The organism is Paenibacillus allorhizosphaerae, assembly GCF_042659105.1.
Taxonomy (GTDB): domain Bacteria; phylum Bacillota; class Bacilli; order Paenibacillales; family NBRC-103111; genus Paenibacillus_G; species Paenibacillus_G allorhizosphaerae.
Map to the genome: position 1 here is coordinate 582735 of NZ_JBHSRV010000004.1, position 13914 is coordinate 596648.

General features: G+C 49.2%; 11 protein-coding genes, 7 tRNA genes and 2 rRNA genes. 11 read left to right on the forward strand and 9 right to left on the reverse strand.

The annotated features are described in order from the left end of the window. Positions 1-36 precede the first annotated feature (36 nt). From ACFQI7_RS18980 to ACFQI7_RS19030, 11 genes are all read left to right on the forward strand, one after another. Positions 37-462, forward strand: a complete 426-nt coding sequence (locus ACFQI7_RS18980) for a hypothetical protein (RefSeq protein WP_218102655.1) — start codon at positions 37-39, stop codon at positions 460-462. Positions 463-591: 129 nt separating this feature from the next. After that, positions 592-2175, forward strand: a complete 1584-nt coding sequence (locus ACFQI7_RS18985) for an ATP-binding protein (RefSeq protein ID WP_218102668.1) — start codon at positions 592-594, stop codon at positions 2173-2175. 23 nt (positions 2176-2198) lie between these two features. Continuing rightward, on the forward strand, positions 2199-2924 hold the full coding sequence (locus ACFQI7_RS18990; RefSeq protein ID WP_218102656.1) for a response regulator: 726 nt from the start codon (positions 2199-2201) through the stop codon (positions 2922-2924). Positions 2925-3170: 246 nt separating this feature from the next. Next, the gene (locus tag ACFQI7_RS18995; protein WP_218102657.1) at positions 3171-4613 is read left to right on the forward strand and encodes an NAD-dependent malic enzyme; all 1443 of its coding nucleotides are present in this window, start codon (positions 3171-3173) and stop codon (positions 4611-4613) included. A 24-nt stretch (positions 4614-4637) separates the two neighbouring features. Then, complete coding sequence (locus ACFQI7_RS19000; protein WP_230415620.1) at positions 4638-5945, forward strand: dicarboxylate/amino acid:cation symporter; 1308 nt, start codon at positions 4638-4640, stop codon at positions 5943-5945. Between the two features lie 271 nt (positions 5946-6216). Further along, the gene (locus tag ACFQI7_RS19005; protein WP_218102658.1) at positions 6217-7581 is read left to right on the forward strand and encodes a TrkH family potassium uptake protein; all 1365 of its coding nucleotides are present in this window, start codon (positions 6217-6219) and stop codon (positions 7579-7581) included. A 103-nt stretch (positions 7582-7684) separates the two neighbouring features. Next, a complete protein-coding gene (locus ACFQI7_RS19010; protein WP_218102659.1) occupies positions 7685-8011 on the forward strand; it encodes a YnfA family protein in 327 nt (108 codons plus the stop codon). A 575-nt stretch (positions 8012-8586) separates the two neighbouring features. Continuing rightward, on the forward strand, positions 8587-8895 hold the full coding sequence (locus tag ACFQI7_RS19015) for a YmaF family protein (protein WP_377517355.1): 309 nt from the start codon (positions 8587-8589) through the stop codon (positions 8893-8895). A gap of 265 nt (positions 8896-9160) precedes the next feature. After that, a complete protein-coding gene (locus ACFQI7_RS19020) occupies positions 9161-9946 on the forward strand; it encodes a DUF817 domain-containing protein (RefSeq protein WP_218102661.1) in 786 nt (261 codons plus the stop codon). Positions 9947-10945: 999 nt separating this feature from the next. Next, entirely contained in the window at positions 10946-11167 is a 222-nt protein-coding gene (locus ACFQI7_RS19025) for a hypothetical protein (protein WP_218102662.1), read from the forward strand. A gap of 569 nt (positions 11168-11736) precedes the next feature. Beyond that, the gene (locus ACFQI7_RS19030; protein WP_218102663.1) at positions 11737-11952 is read left to right on the forward strand and encodes a hypothetical protein; all 216 of its coding nucleotides are present in this window, start codon (positions 11737-11739) and stop codon (positions 11950-11952) included. A 732-nt stretch (positions 11953-12684) separates the two neighbouring features. Here the strand turns inward: ACFQI7_RS19030 and ACFQI7_RS19035 are convergent. The 9 genes from ACFQI7_RS19035 to ACFQI7_RS19075 form a co-directional block, all read right to left on the reverse strand. Next, positions 12685-12755, reverse strand: a tRNA-Gly gene (locus ACFQI7_RS19035). A gap of 5 nt (positions 12756-12760) precedes the next feature. Further along, positions 12761-12837: transfer RNA gene (locus ACFQI7_RS19040), tRNA-Pro, on the reverse strand. A 19-nt stretch (positions 12838-12856) separates the two neighbouring features. After that, positions 12857-12930, reverse strand: a tRNA-Arg gene (locus tag ACFQI7_RS19045). A gap of 8 nt (positions 12931-12938) precedes the next feature. Next, positions 12939-13013, reverse strand: a tRNA-Gly gene (locus tag ACFQI7_RS19050). A gap of 9 nt (positions 13014-13022) precedes the next feature. Then, a tRNA-Leu gene (locus ACFQI7_RS19055) sits at positions 13023-13106 on the reverse strand. An 11-nt stretch (positions 13107-13117) separates the two neighbouring features. Further along, positions 13118-13203, reverse strand: a tRNA-Leu gene (locus tag ACFQI7_RS19060). Between the two features lie 10 nt (positions 13204-13213). Then, positions 13214-13286: transfer RNA gene (locus ACFQI7_RS19065), tRNA-Lys, on the reverse strand. Positions 13287-13366: 80 nt separating this feature from the next. Then, positions 13367-13483: ribosomal RNA gene (gene rrf / locus ACFQI7_RS19070) — 5S ribosomal RNA — on the reverse strand. Positions 13484-13686: 203 nt separating this feature from the next. Beyond that, a 23S ribosomal RNA gene (locus ACFQI7_RS19075) occupies positions 13687-13914 on the reverse strand; the annotation flags it as partial.

A 13914-nucleotide genomic window follows, 5' to 3' on the forward strand; every position in this document is an offset into this window, starting at 1 on the left:
GCTTGTTTACCTTCCAATCCGAAGGAGGTTTCCGTCATGAAACAATGGACTGTGTCCGTGGTTGGCACCGTCATCGTTGCCGTAACCTTTGCTCTTGCGGGCTGCGGAGGCCATAGCGGAGCAAAAGGAGAGAAAGGAACGACACCGAAAGCGCAAAGCCAAAATGAGCCGATCGATTCGGAATTGCAGCAGCATATGAAAATGTATCAGGACATCAAGAAAAGCGAACTGGAGCAGCAGCAAAAAATTCGGCAGGATGAAAAAAAACAGCTGAAGGAATTCCAGAAGATGCGTCAGGAATCGCTGCGGCGCGAAATTGAATTTCAAGAAAAGGTGCGAAAAGGAACGAATCACTTTGGCACCAAAAAAACGGAGCAAGGTGCAACGGATAGCCAAAACCAGGATCAAGGCCAGAGCAAAAACAAAAAAAGCGATTCGAAAAACACCGGCAGTTCGTCCTGACCCGTCGGCATCCGGAACGGATGCCCGATCGGGTTTTATTTGTTTTCAAGCTGCCCCTCGCTATTGTATGATTAGTTGTACTTGCCTCACGAGAGCGGGATAGAAAGGAAAGGAGACGGAGATGCCTTGCTGCAGCGATTAAAAATCAATTGGAAAATCGCGATTTGGTCGTTTGGCATCGTCCTGTTCTCCGTCTGCATCGGAGGCACGATTCTATTGGGAGGCATTATCCGCCTCAAAGAAGAAGAGCTTTCGCGGCGGCTTGTCGTCACGGCGCGCACGGTCGCCCAGATGCCGGAGGTCACCGGCGGCCTGACGTATTCGGAGATGCGCCCCGGCGTGCAATCCGCCGCCGAGCGCATCCGCATCATCAACGACGTCACGTACGTCGTTGTGATGGACATGAACCGGGTCCGGCTGTCGCACCCGGTTCAAAGCAAAATCGGCGACGCTTCGGACGGCGCCGATGAAGGAGCCGCCTTTGCCGAGCACACGTACGTGTCCAAGGCAAAGGGGGAACTCGGCACGGCGCTGCGCGCCTTCGTGCCGATCATGAACGCCGGTCACGTGCAGATCGGCGTGGCGCTCGTCGGGCGGATTATGCCGACGACCATGGAAGTGCTGCTTGGCCTGAGCGGCCAAGGCTACGTCGTCCTGCTGCTCTCGCTGCTGTTCGGGTTATGGGGCTCCTGGCGGCTTGCTCAGCATATCAAACGGCAAATGTTCGAACTGGAGCCCCACGAGATCGCCCGGCTGCTGGTCGAACGCACAGCGACATTTCATGCGATGCACGAAGGCGTCATCGCAATCGATAAAGACGAGAACATTACGATCTTCAACGAGAAAGCGAAGCAAATATTTAAAATAAGCGGAGACGTGATCGGCAAGCAGATCTGGGATGTCATTCCCGATACGCGGCTTCCGGAAATATTGGAGTTGAACCGGCCGGTCTACAATCAGGAACTAGCCATCGGCGATACGCTCATTATGAGCAACCGGGTGCCTATTACCGTGAACGGCCAAACCATCGGCGCCGTAGCCATTTTCCAGGACCGCACCGAGGTGACGCGAATGGCGGAAGAGCTGACCGGCGTCAAAGCGTTCGTCGACGCCCTGCGCGTGCAAAGCCACGAATACATGAACAAGCTGCATACGATCGGAGGCCTCATCCAGCTGGGCAATAACGAAAAGGCGTTGGAATACTTGTTCGATGTGACGGAGGAAAAAGGCGAGCTGACCCGTTTTCTGTCCGAGCGAATCAAGAACGACAGCCTGACCGGCCTGTTGATCGGGAAAATCAGCCGCGGCCGCGAGCTCGGCATCGAAGTGACAATTGACCGGCAAAGCCGGCTGGATCGATTCCCGCCGCGGCTGGACCATCACGATTTCGTGCTGTTGCTCGGCAATTTGATCGAGAACGCGTTCGATGCGCTGCAGCAGCAAACCGGCCGGGTAAAGCGCATATTCGTTAGCATCGAGCAAGACGACGACGTGTTGTCCGTTCTCGTGGAAGATAACGGCCCGGGCATGGAGGCTTCCGTCCAGTCCAAAGTATTTGAACGCGGATTCACGACCAAAAGCGAAAGCGGCCGGGGCATCGGACTTTACTTAATCAACGGCATTGTGGATAAAGGGGAAGGAACGATTGAGATCGATTCCGCACCGGAAAAGGGGACATCGTTTGTGATTACCTTCCCCATGTCTCCATCGTAGCACAAGGAAGGAAGCAGACCGTTATGAACGTTTATTCCGTACTTTTGATCGAGGACGATCCGATGGTTCAGGAAGTCAACCGCCAGTTTGTCGAGCGGGTCGAAGGCTTTCAAATCGCCGGGGTGGCTGCAAGCGGCACGGAAGGTTTGGAGCTGATCCGCAAACTGAGGCCCCATCTTGTCATCCTCGACATCTTCATGCCGCTGCAAGACGGCATCGAGACGCTGACGCAAATTCGCAAGGAGCAGCTTTATGTCGATGTTATCGTCATCAGCGCAGCCAGCGATCGGCGGACCATCGAACGCATGCTTCAGAACGGGGCGTTCGACTATATTATAAAGCCGTTCAAATTCGAGCGAGTCAAGCAAGCGCTCGAGCATTACAGGCAAATGAAAGAAGCGCTGAAGGGCGAGCAGTCCGCCACCCAGAACGAGCTGGACCGGATGCTGTTCGGCGGAAGCCGTTCTTCCGCTGCCGATGAAACCGCCGTCTCCGAGCTGCTTGCCGCCGAACTCCCGAAAGGACTCCAAGCGGTGACGCTGAAGCAGATCGTGCAATATTTGCTTGGGCAATCGCTCCCGCTCTCTGCCGAAGAGGTAGCCGAAGGCGTCGGCATTGCCCGCGTGACTGCCCGCCGGTACCTCGATTATCTGGAGAAAAGCGGACAGGTGCGGCTTGACCTGCAATACGGCGTCGGGCGTCCGGTGAACAAATATGTGCTTACTTCCTCGTCCAAAGGATCGCGCTAGCTTGCGTAAGCATAGTGCGATCTTTTTTCAAATTTCTTTTTCAAGTCCCCTGCACGGCTGCTTTGCGTTCAAGGACATTGCAACACCGTTCCATCTTCTCAACGCGGATGCCCCCCTCTTTTTATGCATCTTCCTTTCCCGAGACCAAAAAGATCAAAATAAACATTATGGTCATATGATTCACAACATTTCTTGAAAGCGATATCATGAGGTCACGTAAATCGAACAAAGGAAGTGACCTAGTCCATGTCCATCCCATCCGGTGCACATACCAGTATTATTCTTCGACTTGAGCTCAACAAAGAAATCGCTTCATTCGGCCAAATCGCCACCGCCATCGGCGACGGCGGCGGCGATATCGTCGCCATCGACGTAGGCCGTTCCGATAAAACGACAACCGTTCGCGACATTACGGTGAACGTATACGATCAAAAGCATACCGACCTTATCGTGCAAGCGGTAAACGCCGTGCCGGGCGCCAAAGTGATCCACGTATCGGACCAGACATTTCTGATGCATCTTGGCGGCAAGCTCGAAACGACGCCAAAAACGCCGATCAAAAACCGCGATGACTTATCGCGCGTATATACTCCGGGCGTTGCCCGCGTATGCATGGCCATTCACGAGAAGCCTTCCCGGGCGCACTCGCTTACGATCAAGCGGAATACGATCGCCGTCGTCTCGGACGGTTCGGCCGTGCTCGGCCTCGGCAATATCGGTCCGGAAGCCGCTATGCCGGTCATGGAAGGCAAAGCTGTGCTGTTCAAGCAATTCGCCGGCGTTGATGCGTTTCCGATCTGCTTGAATACGCAGGACACGGAAGAAATCATCGCGATCGTGAAAGCGATTGCTCCGTCGTTCGGCGGCATTAACCTTGAGGACATCTCCTCGCCACGATGCTTCGAGATCGAGCAGCGGCTGGTCGAGGAACTCGACATCCCGGTATTCCACGACGACCAGCACGGCACCGCGGTCGTTCTGCTCGCCGGGCTGCTGAACGCCGTGAAGATCGTCGGCAAGCGTCTCGAAGATTGCAAAGTCGTCGTCTGCGGCATCGGCGCCGCCGGCATCGCCTGCTCCAAGATGCTGCTGGCCGCAGGCGTACGCCACATTATCGGCGTAGACCGCTCCGGCGCCATCGTCAGCGGCGAGACGTATTTCAACGCGGCGTGGCAGTGGTATGCAGACCATACGAACCCGGACCGGCTGACCGGATCTCTGTCAGAAGTGATTCGCGAGGCGGATGTATTCATCGGCGTATCCGGTCCCGGCGTGCTGAAGGTCGACGATTTGAAAGCGATGGCACCCGATCCGATCGTATTCGCGATGGCCAACCCGACGCCGGAAATTTTGCCGGAGGAAGCCGAGCCCTACGTTCGCGTGATGGCGACGGGACGATCGGACTATCCGAATCAGATCAACAACGTGCTCTGCTTTCCCGGCATCTTCCGAGGAGTGCTCGATTGCCGAGCTTCCCGCGTGACGGAACAAATGAAGCTCGCCGCGGCGAAAGCGATTGCTTCCGTCGTCAGCGATGAGGAACTGAATGAGTATTACATTATCCCAAGCGTATTTAATACCGCAGTCGTCGAACGGGTGCGCGAAGCCGTCATCCAGGCGGCTTACGAGTCAGGCGTAGCCCGCAAATCGCAGCCGACGGCGCCGAAACAACCGGTTAACCAATACTAAGAAGCAAAGAAATGAGGAATCGTGATGAGAATCAACTTTAAAAACTTGACCGTTCAAGTGCTGTTCGCCATCGTTATCGGTATTTTGATCGGTCAATTTTTCCCGGCGTTCGGCGTGGAGCTCAAGGTTCTCGGCGATATTTTCGTCAAGCTGATTAAAATGGTGATCGCACCGATCGTCTTCTTCACTATCGTCATCGGCTTCGCCAATATGGGAGATATGAAAAAAATCGGCCGCATCGGCGGCAAAGCGCTGCTCTACTTCGAGATCATCACAACGTTCGCCATGGCCATCGGCATTGCCGTGATGTATATCGTTCATCCGGGAACCGGAATGGACATCAGCAAAGTCGGAGCCAAAGCAGCGGACGTCGCGAAATATGCGAAGCAAGCAGCCGAAACGCCGCACGGCTTCATGGATTTTCTGCTCAGCATTATTCCTGACAGCGTTGTAGGCGCACTCGCCAAAGGCGAAATGCTTCCCGTCCTATTCTTCTCCGTGCTGTTCGGCCTGGCTATGGCCGGCTTGGGGGAAAAAGCAAAGCCCGTTACCGTCTTCTTCGAGAAGATGAACGATATCTTTTTCCGTCTCGTTGCGCTGATCATGCGTTTCTCCCCGTTTGCCGCCGGAGGCGCGATGGCTTATACGATCGGTAAATTCGGAATTTCTTCCCTGTTCTCCTTAGGCAAAATGATGGGTTCGGTTTACCTTACGATGTTCCTGTTCGTCGTTATCGTGCTTGGACTGGTTGCCCGCTTGCACCGTTTCAGCATTTTCAATCTGTTGAAATTCATCAAAGAAGAAATTTTGCTCGTGCTCGGCACCTCGTCCTCCGAATCCGCGCTGCCGCGGCTTATGGAGCGTCTTGAGAAGTACGGCTGCTCCAAGTCGGTCGTCGGTCTCGTCGTACCGACAGGATATTCGTTCAACTTGGATGGAACGTCGATTTACTTATCAATGGCCGCACTCTTCATCGCTCAAGCTTACGGTATCGAATTAACGCTGCTTCAAATTGTCACCCTGCTCGGCGTGCTGATGCTCACTTCCAAAGGCGCAGCAGGCGTAACCGGTTCCGGCTTTATCACGCTCGCGGCAACGCTGGCAGCGATTCCCGGCAATGTGATCCCGATCGAAGGCATGGCGCTGCTGCTCGGCGTTGACCGCTTCATGTCCGAAGCCCGCGCAATCACCAACCTGATCGGGAACAGCGTAGCTACCGTCGTTATCGCCAAAAGCGAAAATCAATTCGATCCGTCTCGCTCCATCGCCGCCGAGCCCGCCGGTACGGAATCCGCTGCAATAGTCGATGGCATGAAAGTGGTAACAAACTGATTATCATCATCGCTAAAGAACCGTACCATTCGCGAATGGGTACGGTTCTTTAATTATGCATATGATATATAGGCTAGGTCGGCACTCCCCTATCAGACGACTTCCCCCCCCCTTCTGATCGTGACTTCTTTACAGAACTCACTCTATCCGTACCGGCTATTTTATACCCGTCGACACAGCCGATTAGACGAAAAGTTAAGTGTTATAACTTTACATTCTATTCCTGAGAATATACAATAGATCGAAACTCAAACTCTCGAGGTTGTCTGCTATGTTCAAGCGTTTCAAGAAACAATTTCCGTTCATCAGATTGAATCCGCCTCAAGTTTTGTCAATCGGATTTATCGTTATTATTTTTCTCGGCTCCGTACTGTTGTCCCTGCCGATTGCTTCAGCCGACGGCACGGGCCAACCCTATCTCGACGCTCTATTCATGTCGGCGTCAGCCACTTGCGTAACCGGGCTCTCCGTTATCAATACAGGAGAGTTTTATTCCTTTTTCGGAGAAATAGTGCTGCTGCTGCTTGTGCAGATCGGGGGACTCGGCTTCATGACGATGGCCACCCTGATCGCGCTTGTGTTCCGCCGAAAAATAACGTTTCGCGAACGACTTATTTTACAGGAAGCGATGAATCACAATTCCACGGAAGGGATCGTCCGGCTGATTCGCAAGGTGCTGTACTACTCCCTCATTATTGAATTGACAGGGGCCATCCTGCTGGCGATTCGATGGTCGTTTGAGCTGCCTTTCAAAACCGCGCTCTATTTCGGTGTATTTCACAGCATTTCGATCTTCAATAATGCCGGATTCGACTTGTTCAGCAGCCTCAAGGATCGACCGGGCAGTCTGATGCATTATGTGGATGATCCTTTCGTTAATATTATATCTATTTTGCTCATCGTGCTGGGCGGTATCGGCTTTATCGTCATTTCCGATCTTCTGACTTACCGATTCAACAAAAAGCTTTCGCTTCACAGCAAAGTCGTGTTGAGCGTCTCGGGAATTTTGATCGCCGTCGGCTGCCTTGTCATCTTCGTCTTTGAATTTACAAATACGCAATCGCTGCAACCGTTATCCCCTACCGGTAAAATACTTAGCTCTCTGTTTCAATCGGTTAGTTCCCGCTCAGCCGGTTTGAACACGCTAGACATCGGATCGCTTCGTCAGGGGACCCAGTTTTTTATCATCATCATGATGTTTATCGGCGCCTCGCCAGGTTCCTCCGGAGGAGGGATTAAGGTAACGACCTTTGCCATCCTGGTCGGGGCGATGATTGCGATGGTACGCGGCAAAGAGGACATCGTCATGTTCCAACGACGTATCGCCGGCGATCGCATCTACAAAGCGATCACCTTCACCATGATTTCGTTCCTGATCATTGTCGTTTTTACGATGGTTCTTTCAACGACCGAAAACTTTTCATTTCTCGGCATTTTATTTGAAGTTACTTCAGCCTATGCAACGGCAGGCATGTCTTTGGGGCTAACCCCCCAGTTGACGTCGTTCGGCAAAATGTTAATCATTCTTCTCATGTTTATCGGGCGCCTCGGGCCGGTAACGTTAGCCTTCAGCTTGACGATTACACCGGAAAAAGATCATTACCGTTATCCTGAAGGAAAGATAACGATCGGGTAATGTTCGAGTATTTCTGCGGACGATCGGCCAGCAATATTTAGCTTGTCAGAATAACTTATGAGAGATCCAAATTACCGGTAGGAGTTCGTGAGGAGCATTCGTTATGCTATTAGCTGTATTCTTCTTTATACTGGCCGGACTCGCTGAAATTGCCGGGGGCTACATGGTTTGGTTATGGCTGCGGGAATCCAGACCACTGTGGTACGGGGTCATAGGAAGCCTCATTCTCATTGTATACGGCATTATTCCAACGCTGCAAAGCTTCCCTTCGTTCGGGCGCGTCTACGCTGCATACGGTGGCGTATTTATCGTTCTGGCTGTTTTGTGGGGGTGGCTTGTCGATAAGAAGGCACCCGATCTGTACGACTGGCTGGGCGCCGCAATATGCATTGTTGGCGTTTCGGTCATGTTGTGGGCTCCGCGGAGTTGACTGCTTTAGCTCCGATCCACTCAATGATAGGTCTATTTGTTCAGAATTTGTTTAGTCCGATCCTATATAATAGTTCCAAAGTGCTTATTTTGAGAGGGTACTCCAAACAAAATTCTACTTAGGGAGAGAAGATAGGTGAAAAACAATTCAATAATACCTTTTACTAAAAGTTTGGATATTATAGAAGTCGCAAATATTTTATGTATTGATCCTAATCTAATTTTAAAACATGTTTTTCGAAGTACTTCAAAAAAACCTCTACCGTAATCTTGCAATAGCTAAACCTACTTCTGGTGTTATACTTCGTTTTCCAACCTTTTCGAGTGCCGCTTAATCCTTCATTAATCAAAGAACTTCTTAATAAAGCAAAAAAATAGGTAGACAATTCATATAGATTCTTAAACCCCGTTTGCCCGCTATTTATCCGGACTTCGGGGTTATTCGATTTTTGCCGTTTCAAAATGATCCGATCACACATATAATGCGATACAAAACAGAAAAGAGGGATTCTATTCATGATCAAAAAATCCAAGAAGCATATATCCCAAAATGTTGTTAATCGTATCAGACATAGGATGGAAGGAGTAACTTCCCTAGTTCGAGGACACCGACATTTATTCAGCAATGTGTCAGACATTGTTGTTCGTGTGCCAAACGCTAAGTCGCATTTCCATATTTTCAACGCGATCACAACGACAGCCAATGGTCATCGGCATATATATTTTGGAAGGACGGGGCTATCGATTAACGGAACTGGACCATTCGGGGGAGGACCAAACCATTTTCATAAATTCGATGTTCTGACTCAAATTGCAAATGGACATCGGCATCGAGTCAAAGGTTCGACATCTACTAATCGGGTGATACGAAATAGCGGACCGTAAATAAACGGTAAAGGTCAATTCGTCGCTTGTGAGTGGAAGAGGAGGATAAACGTAATCGCTCGCGCCGCTGCCTGCTGATTGTGCTGACGGATAACGATAGTGAAATGTTTACCAGTGGAGCAGGCGCCTTGGCGACCTGCTTCTGATCGTTGAAGTAACGCAGTAACGTGGCAGTCTACGATGGTAAAATTTTTGGCTAAAATACCGTAATTATTATTGTTATTTGGCGACATATACTTAAGGCATAGGGAGGAGATATACATAATTGAAACCAATAATACAACTTTTGCATTTTGGCTATCATCAGGCGATGAGCTGCATATTTCCTGTTGCAATCTTTGGAACTTTAGCTCTGTCCAGCGTAATCGAGGTACCTTTCATTCATCGTTATGATGCCATTCTACTTATATTGCTTGGAGTGCAGTACCTCATGTACCGCAGCGGATTAGAGACACGTGATGAAATCAAAGTTATTTGTATTTTTCACTTAATTGGTTTGTTACTGGAGTTATTTAAAGTAAGAATGGGATCATGGTCATACCCTGAGGCCGGGTATACGAAGTTACTCGGTGTCCCACTCTATAGTGGATTTATGTATGCAAGTGTTGCAAGCTTTATGTGTCAGATATGGCGGAGACTGCGGATGGACATGACCGGCTGGCCTGGGTTTACGACCTCAGCGCTACTAGGAGGAGCCATCTATTTCAACTTTTTCACACATCATTTTATTCCGGATTTTCGTTGGTGGCTGACGGCGATTGTATTTATTGTCTTCTGGAAAACATGGATCATATATCGGGTACGGACCGTAACTTATAGAATGCCATTATCGCTCGCTTTTGTCATTGTAGGTTTTTTCATCTGGCTAGCTGAAAATATTGCCACATTTCTTGATGCTTGGAAATATCCCGACCAGCACCAAACCTGGCAGCTGGTTAGTTTCAGTAAGATCAGTTCGTGGTTTCTTCTGGTAATCATTAGCGTCATTATCGTGGCTCAGCTTAAATACGTTAAAGCTAGTCGAACAACGAACGATTCATGGTCCAGTTAAGGTTAAGATTAAGAAAAGAAAACGTGTAACGATAGTGGAGGAGTGTGCAGCTATGCATCTCCTCTTTTGCATTGAAGTAACTGCAGGTTAGTGATACCAACTCGAACATAATTGGTCGAGAAAGCTGAACAACAAAACGGGCATGATCAACTCTATTGAAGGAATCCGAGGCGTATAAACCTATTGTAGATCCACATGCATTTTTAATTGCTAAACGGCAAAGGCTGTTTTGTTAACGCCGAAGTTCTCAACTAACAGGTACGCTAGTTAATATAACAGCGTCTGCTGCTAAATATGGACAATATTACGTTGTTTCCGACATAAACGTATTGATCCGACCTAAAACGTCACACCAAAATTTTCATTATCTATGGTGCCTGAGAGGGCATGGGTGGCTAACGGGCAGATAGTGGAAATGTAGGATGTGTAAGTTAATAGAGAATTGAGAACAACCACTAAAGGATTTCGTTCGTTAAGTCCCAAGTTAATCAGCGTGTCACATCAATCTCATGATCGAACAAAGTGATATGTCCTTGATTTCTCCGGCAGGAGATATTAAGGGCATTAATTTATATTGCAGAACCTCTCTCAACGTTATCATTGGAACTTGTCATTTCTTCGTAATACCTTGACTGTATGCGAGTAAGTAGAGTGATGAACATTCCATATATACATGATTGCCCTACCACTTAATTGTAAGAAACATACTATATAGAGGAGGTGTGGAATCAATGGTAGATAGAGCACAGATTATTAGATTCATAAGTGATGCAGAGCACGCATGGGAAAACGTTGTTTTTTCCTTTGACAGGCGCCAAACCCCGGTCCGAATCGGGGGATTTGATTATTACAGACTGCCACTTAAGTATGCAACCCGGGCTAAAATATTTACATTCTACAGAAAATACTGGAGCACTGTTTACGCCAATCGCATGATTTGTTCGGAGTTTAAGAAATATCGGAGGTTGGCTGCATGCACCAGATGCGGATACCGGCGGTTTGCCGGAGAAGGTGCTTCGGGCAGCGATTATTCGCCAGACAAATACAAGAGTCATAGTGGACGCCGTTCTTGATGACCCTGCCGGCGAGCAGCTAACCGTTCGTTATGTAATGAATCGCAACCCGGATACGGGCAAGCTGACCATCATTTCTCGCAGGGATAAATATCCGGACTACCGGTACGATCCCTGCGTCAAAAGATCTCGCCATATTTCGAGATAAAAAGTATATGATCTCGACAGTATCTATATGGCTTTTTTGGAGGTGTCTGACCACTTCAAGCATTAGAGATTACTCACCTGTACGACACCATTGAAAATAATGTAACGAGTAAAGCGGTTTTGCTTGGGTTTAGCCAAATAACCCAGTTGGATCAGACAAAGTACATCGGAATCGGTCAGTTGCCAGCGTCGCTGCAGTGTGAACAGTTCTGCCAATCGCACATAGTACGGCATCACCCCTATATACCACATCCTACACACCCTTAGGCGCCGAGCACAACAACGCACCACGGAGCAACATACCTTCGCGCCATAGTGCCTTCCAACGTTTCCGTATCACCTCCACCGCGATCTCTTGCATCTCTCACTTCGCCGCTGCCAGCGCGGCCTCATGCTGCTGTCCGGCGGTGATAGGCGAACAGTTTGTAACGCGGCCCATTCTGGAGTGCATCCGGTTCCGTCGATATCAGATCGTTTTGCAACTCTTGGTTTCCCCGTATGTATCAATTCGTTTTTTTTAAACAAAAGGTATATAATGATTACATCAAACAAAAGAGGTTAGGTGTAATTATGAAAACTGGATATGAATTAGTCGAGGATAGTGATTTCGAAGAAGCAAAAAAAATGGGTTACTTTGTCAGAGCCTATCAAGGGAATATTACCATCTACCCTCCAGGGAAAATAACTGGATTTTCAACTGACCATATCGCGATTGACGAGAAACGAGTTTTCCGAGAAGCAAATCGCTTCCAAATCGTCGATACGCCCAAAACTTCTAAAAAATGATCGTCTGCAATTCCCTACCCGCCTTATAATAACTGACTGCCAGCACTCTCAACCGAGGGTGCTTTTTATTATGCCTGATTATAAGCAAAAAACATCCCCCATTAGCCTGAGCCAGCAGGAGTATTCTTGTTCAGGAATGGCGTTTGTATTATCTTGGAGTTTTACTCGGAGGGTTGCGCCGCGGGGAATTGCTTGCCATTGAATGACCACAAGTACGATTATGAGCTGAACGGTTTACACATCCAAAAGCAAATAACATTTGACGAGGAAGGTAATATGATCTAAGGGGAACTTAAGACAGGAAAGCTAAGGTTTTGTGCCAATACCGAAATGGTACATGGTCCGAGGCACTAATCATTATGTATTTCACTCTAGAGATGGACGCTCGTATTATCAGGTATACCAACTGCGACGATCGTAAGTTTTAGCGGCGAATAAATTGCCGAAAATTCGAATTCACGATCTAAGACACACCACAGCGATGCTCCTGCGCGAGAGTGGTGCTGATCACAAATCAAATCAAGAACGTCTCCGACACACTAAGATAGGAACCATGGCTGATATCTATATGGGCGAATCTGATCTGATCAGCCGCGACGCAGCAGACAGATTCATGTACGAAAAATTGCCACAAGGACTGCCGCATCGGAAAGGGAGTAGACTGCCTGTGTCAAAAAATGCGCAAAGAAAAAACCCTTGCGCCACAAGGGTTTCGAGAGTTTATAGTTACTAAGCGGGTGATGGGAATCGAACCCACGCCACCAGCTTGGGAAGCTGGAGTTCTACCATTGAACTACACCCGCATAGATGGTCGGGACGACACGATTTGAACATGCGACCCCCTGGTCCCAAACCAGGTGCTCTACCAAGCTGAGCTACGTCCCGATATTTACTTATTAAAATACGTGCCCTGAGAGATTCGAACTCCCGACCTTTTGATTCGTAGTCAAACGCTCTATCCGGCTGAGCTAAGGGCACAAATAAAATGGAGCGGAAGACGGGATTCGAACCCGCGACCCTCGCCTTGGCAAGGCGATGCTCTACCCCTGAGCCACTTCCGCGTAAAACAATGCGCTCGAGAGGACTCGAACCTCCACGGCTGTTACCCCACTAGAACCTGAATCTAGCGCGTCTGCCAATTCCGCCACGAACGCATATTCAATTATGGTGCGGTTGAGAGGACTCGAACCTCCACGGGCGTAAGCCCACTACCCCCTCAAGATAGCGTGTCTGCCATTCCACCACAACCGCATAAAAAAAGTGAGCCATGTAGGACTCGAACCTACGACACCCTGATTAAAAGTCAGGTGCTCTACCAACTGAGCTAATGGCTCATAATATACATTATTGGACAAACAAAGTCAATATATTACGATCAACTCGGTTCCAATAATCCCATACAGATGGGAATACCGCTTGGCGACGTTCTACTCTCCCAGGACCCTGCGGTCCAAGTACCATCGACGCTGGAAGGCTTAACGTTCGTGTTCGGGATGGGTACGCGTGGTTCCCTTCCGCCATCATCACCAAACGGTTCGCTTTGCGCAAACAAAACGATATAAATTCAAGGTCGCTTGTACCCTGAAAACTGGATCGAAACGAGGCTCCGTTTTATCTTTTATCGTTCCGTTGTGCTTCGCACAAAGGTCACTTCAAAAAGATAAATCTTCGCTGCAACAAAATGCCAAACCTTTAGCTAATGCTTCCGAAGCTAGCTTTTCTTCGAAAAGCTCTTAGGATAAGCCCTCGACCGATTAGTATTCGTCAGCTGCACGCGTTGCCGCGCTTCCACCCCGAACCTATCTACCTCGTCGTCTACAAGGGGTCTTACGAATTGGGAAATCTCATCTTGAGGGGGGCTTCACGCTTAGATGCTTTCAGCGCTTATCCCGTCCGTACTTGGCTATCCAGCCGTGCTCCTGGCGGAACAACTGGTACACCAGCGGTACGTCCATCCCGGTC

What these genes read in the sequence shown, in the direction of transcription:
- ACFQI7_RS19010 (WP_218102659.1), top strand. Translation starts at nt 7,685, where the DNA reads ATGCTATTAGCTGTATTCTTCTTTATACTGGCCGGACTCGCTGAAATT.
- ACFQI7_RS18980 (WP_218102655.1), top strand. Translation starts at nt 37, where the DNA reads ATGAAACAATGGACTGTGTCCGTGGTTGGCACCGTCATCGTTGCCGTA.
- ACFQI7_RS18995 (WP_218102657.1), top strand. Translation starts at nt 3,171, where the DNA reads ATGTCCATCCCATCCGGTGCACATACCAGTATTATTCTTCGACTTGAG.
- ACFQI7_RS19030 (WP_218102663.1), top strand. Translation starts at nt 11,737, where the DNA reads ATGAAAACTGGATATGAATTAGTCGAGGATAGTGATTTCGAAGAAGCA.
- ACFQI7_RS19015 (WP_377517355.1), top strand. Translation starts at nt 8,587, where the DNA reads ATGGAAGGAGTAACTTCCCTAGTTCGAGGACACCGACATTTATTCAGC.
- ACFQI7_RS18990 (WP_218102656.1), top strand. Translation starts at nt 2,199, where the DNA reads ATGAACGTTTATTCCGTACTTTTGATCGAGGACGATCCGATGGTTCAG.
- ACFQI7_RS19005 (WP_218102658.1), top strand. Translation starts at nt 6,217, where the DNA reads ATGTTCAAGCGTTTCAAGAAACAATTTCCGTTCATCAGATTGAATCCG.
- ACFQI7_RS19000 (WP_230415620.1), top strand. Translation starts at nt 4,638, where the DNA reads ATGAGAATCAACTTTAAAAACTTGACCGTTCAAGTGCTGTTCGCCATC.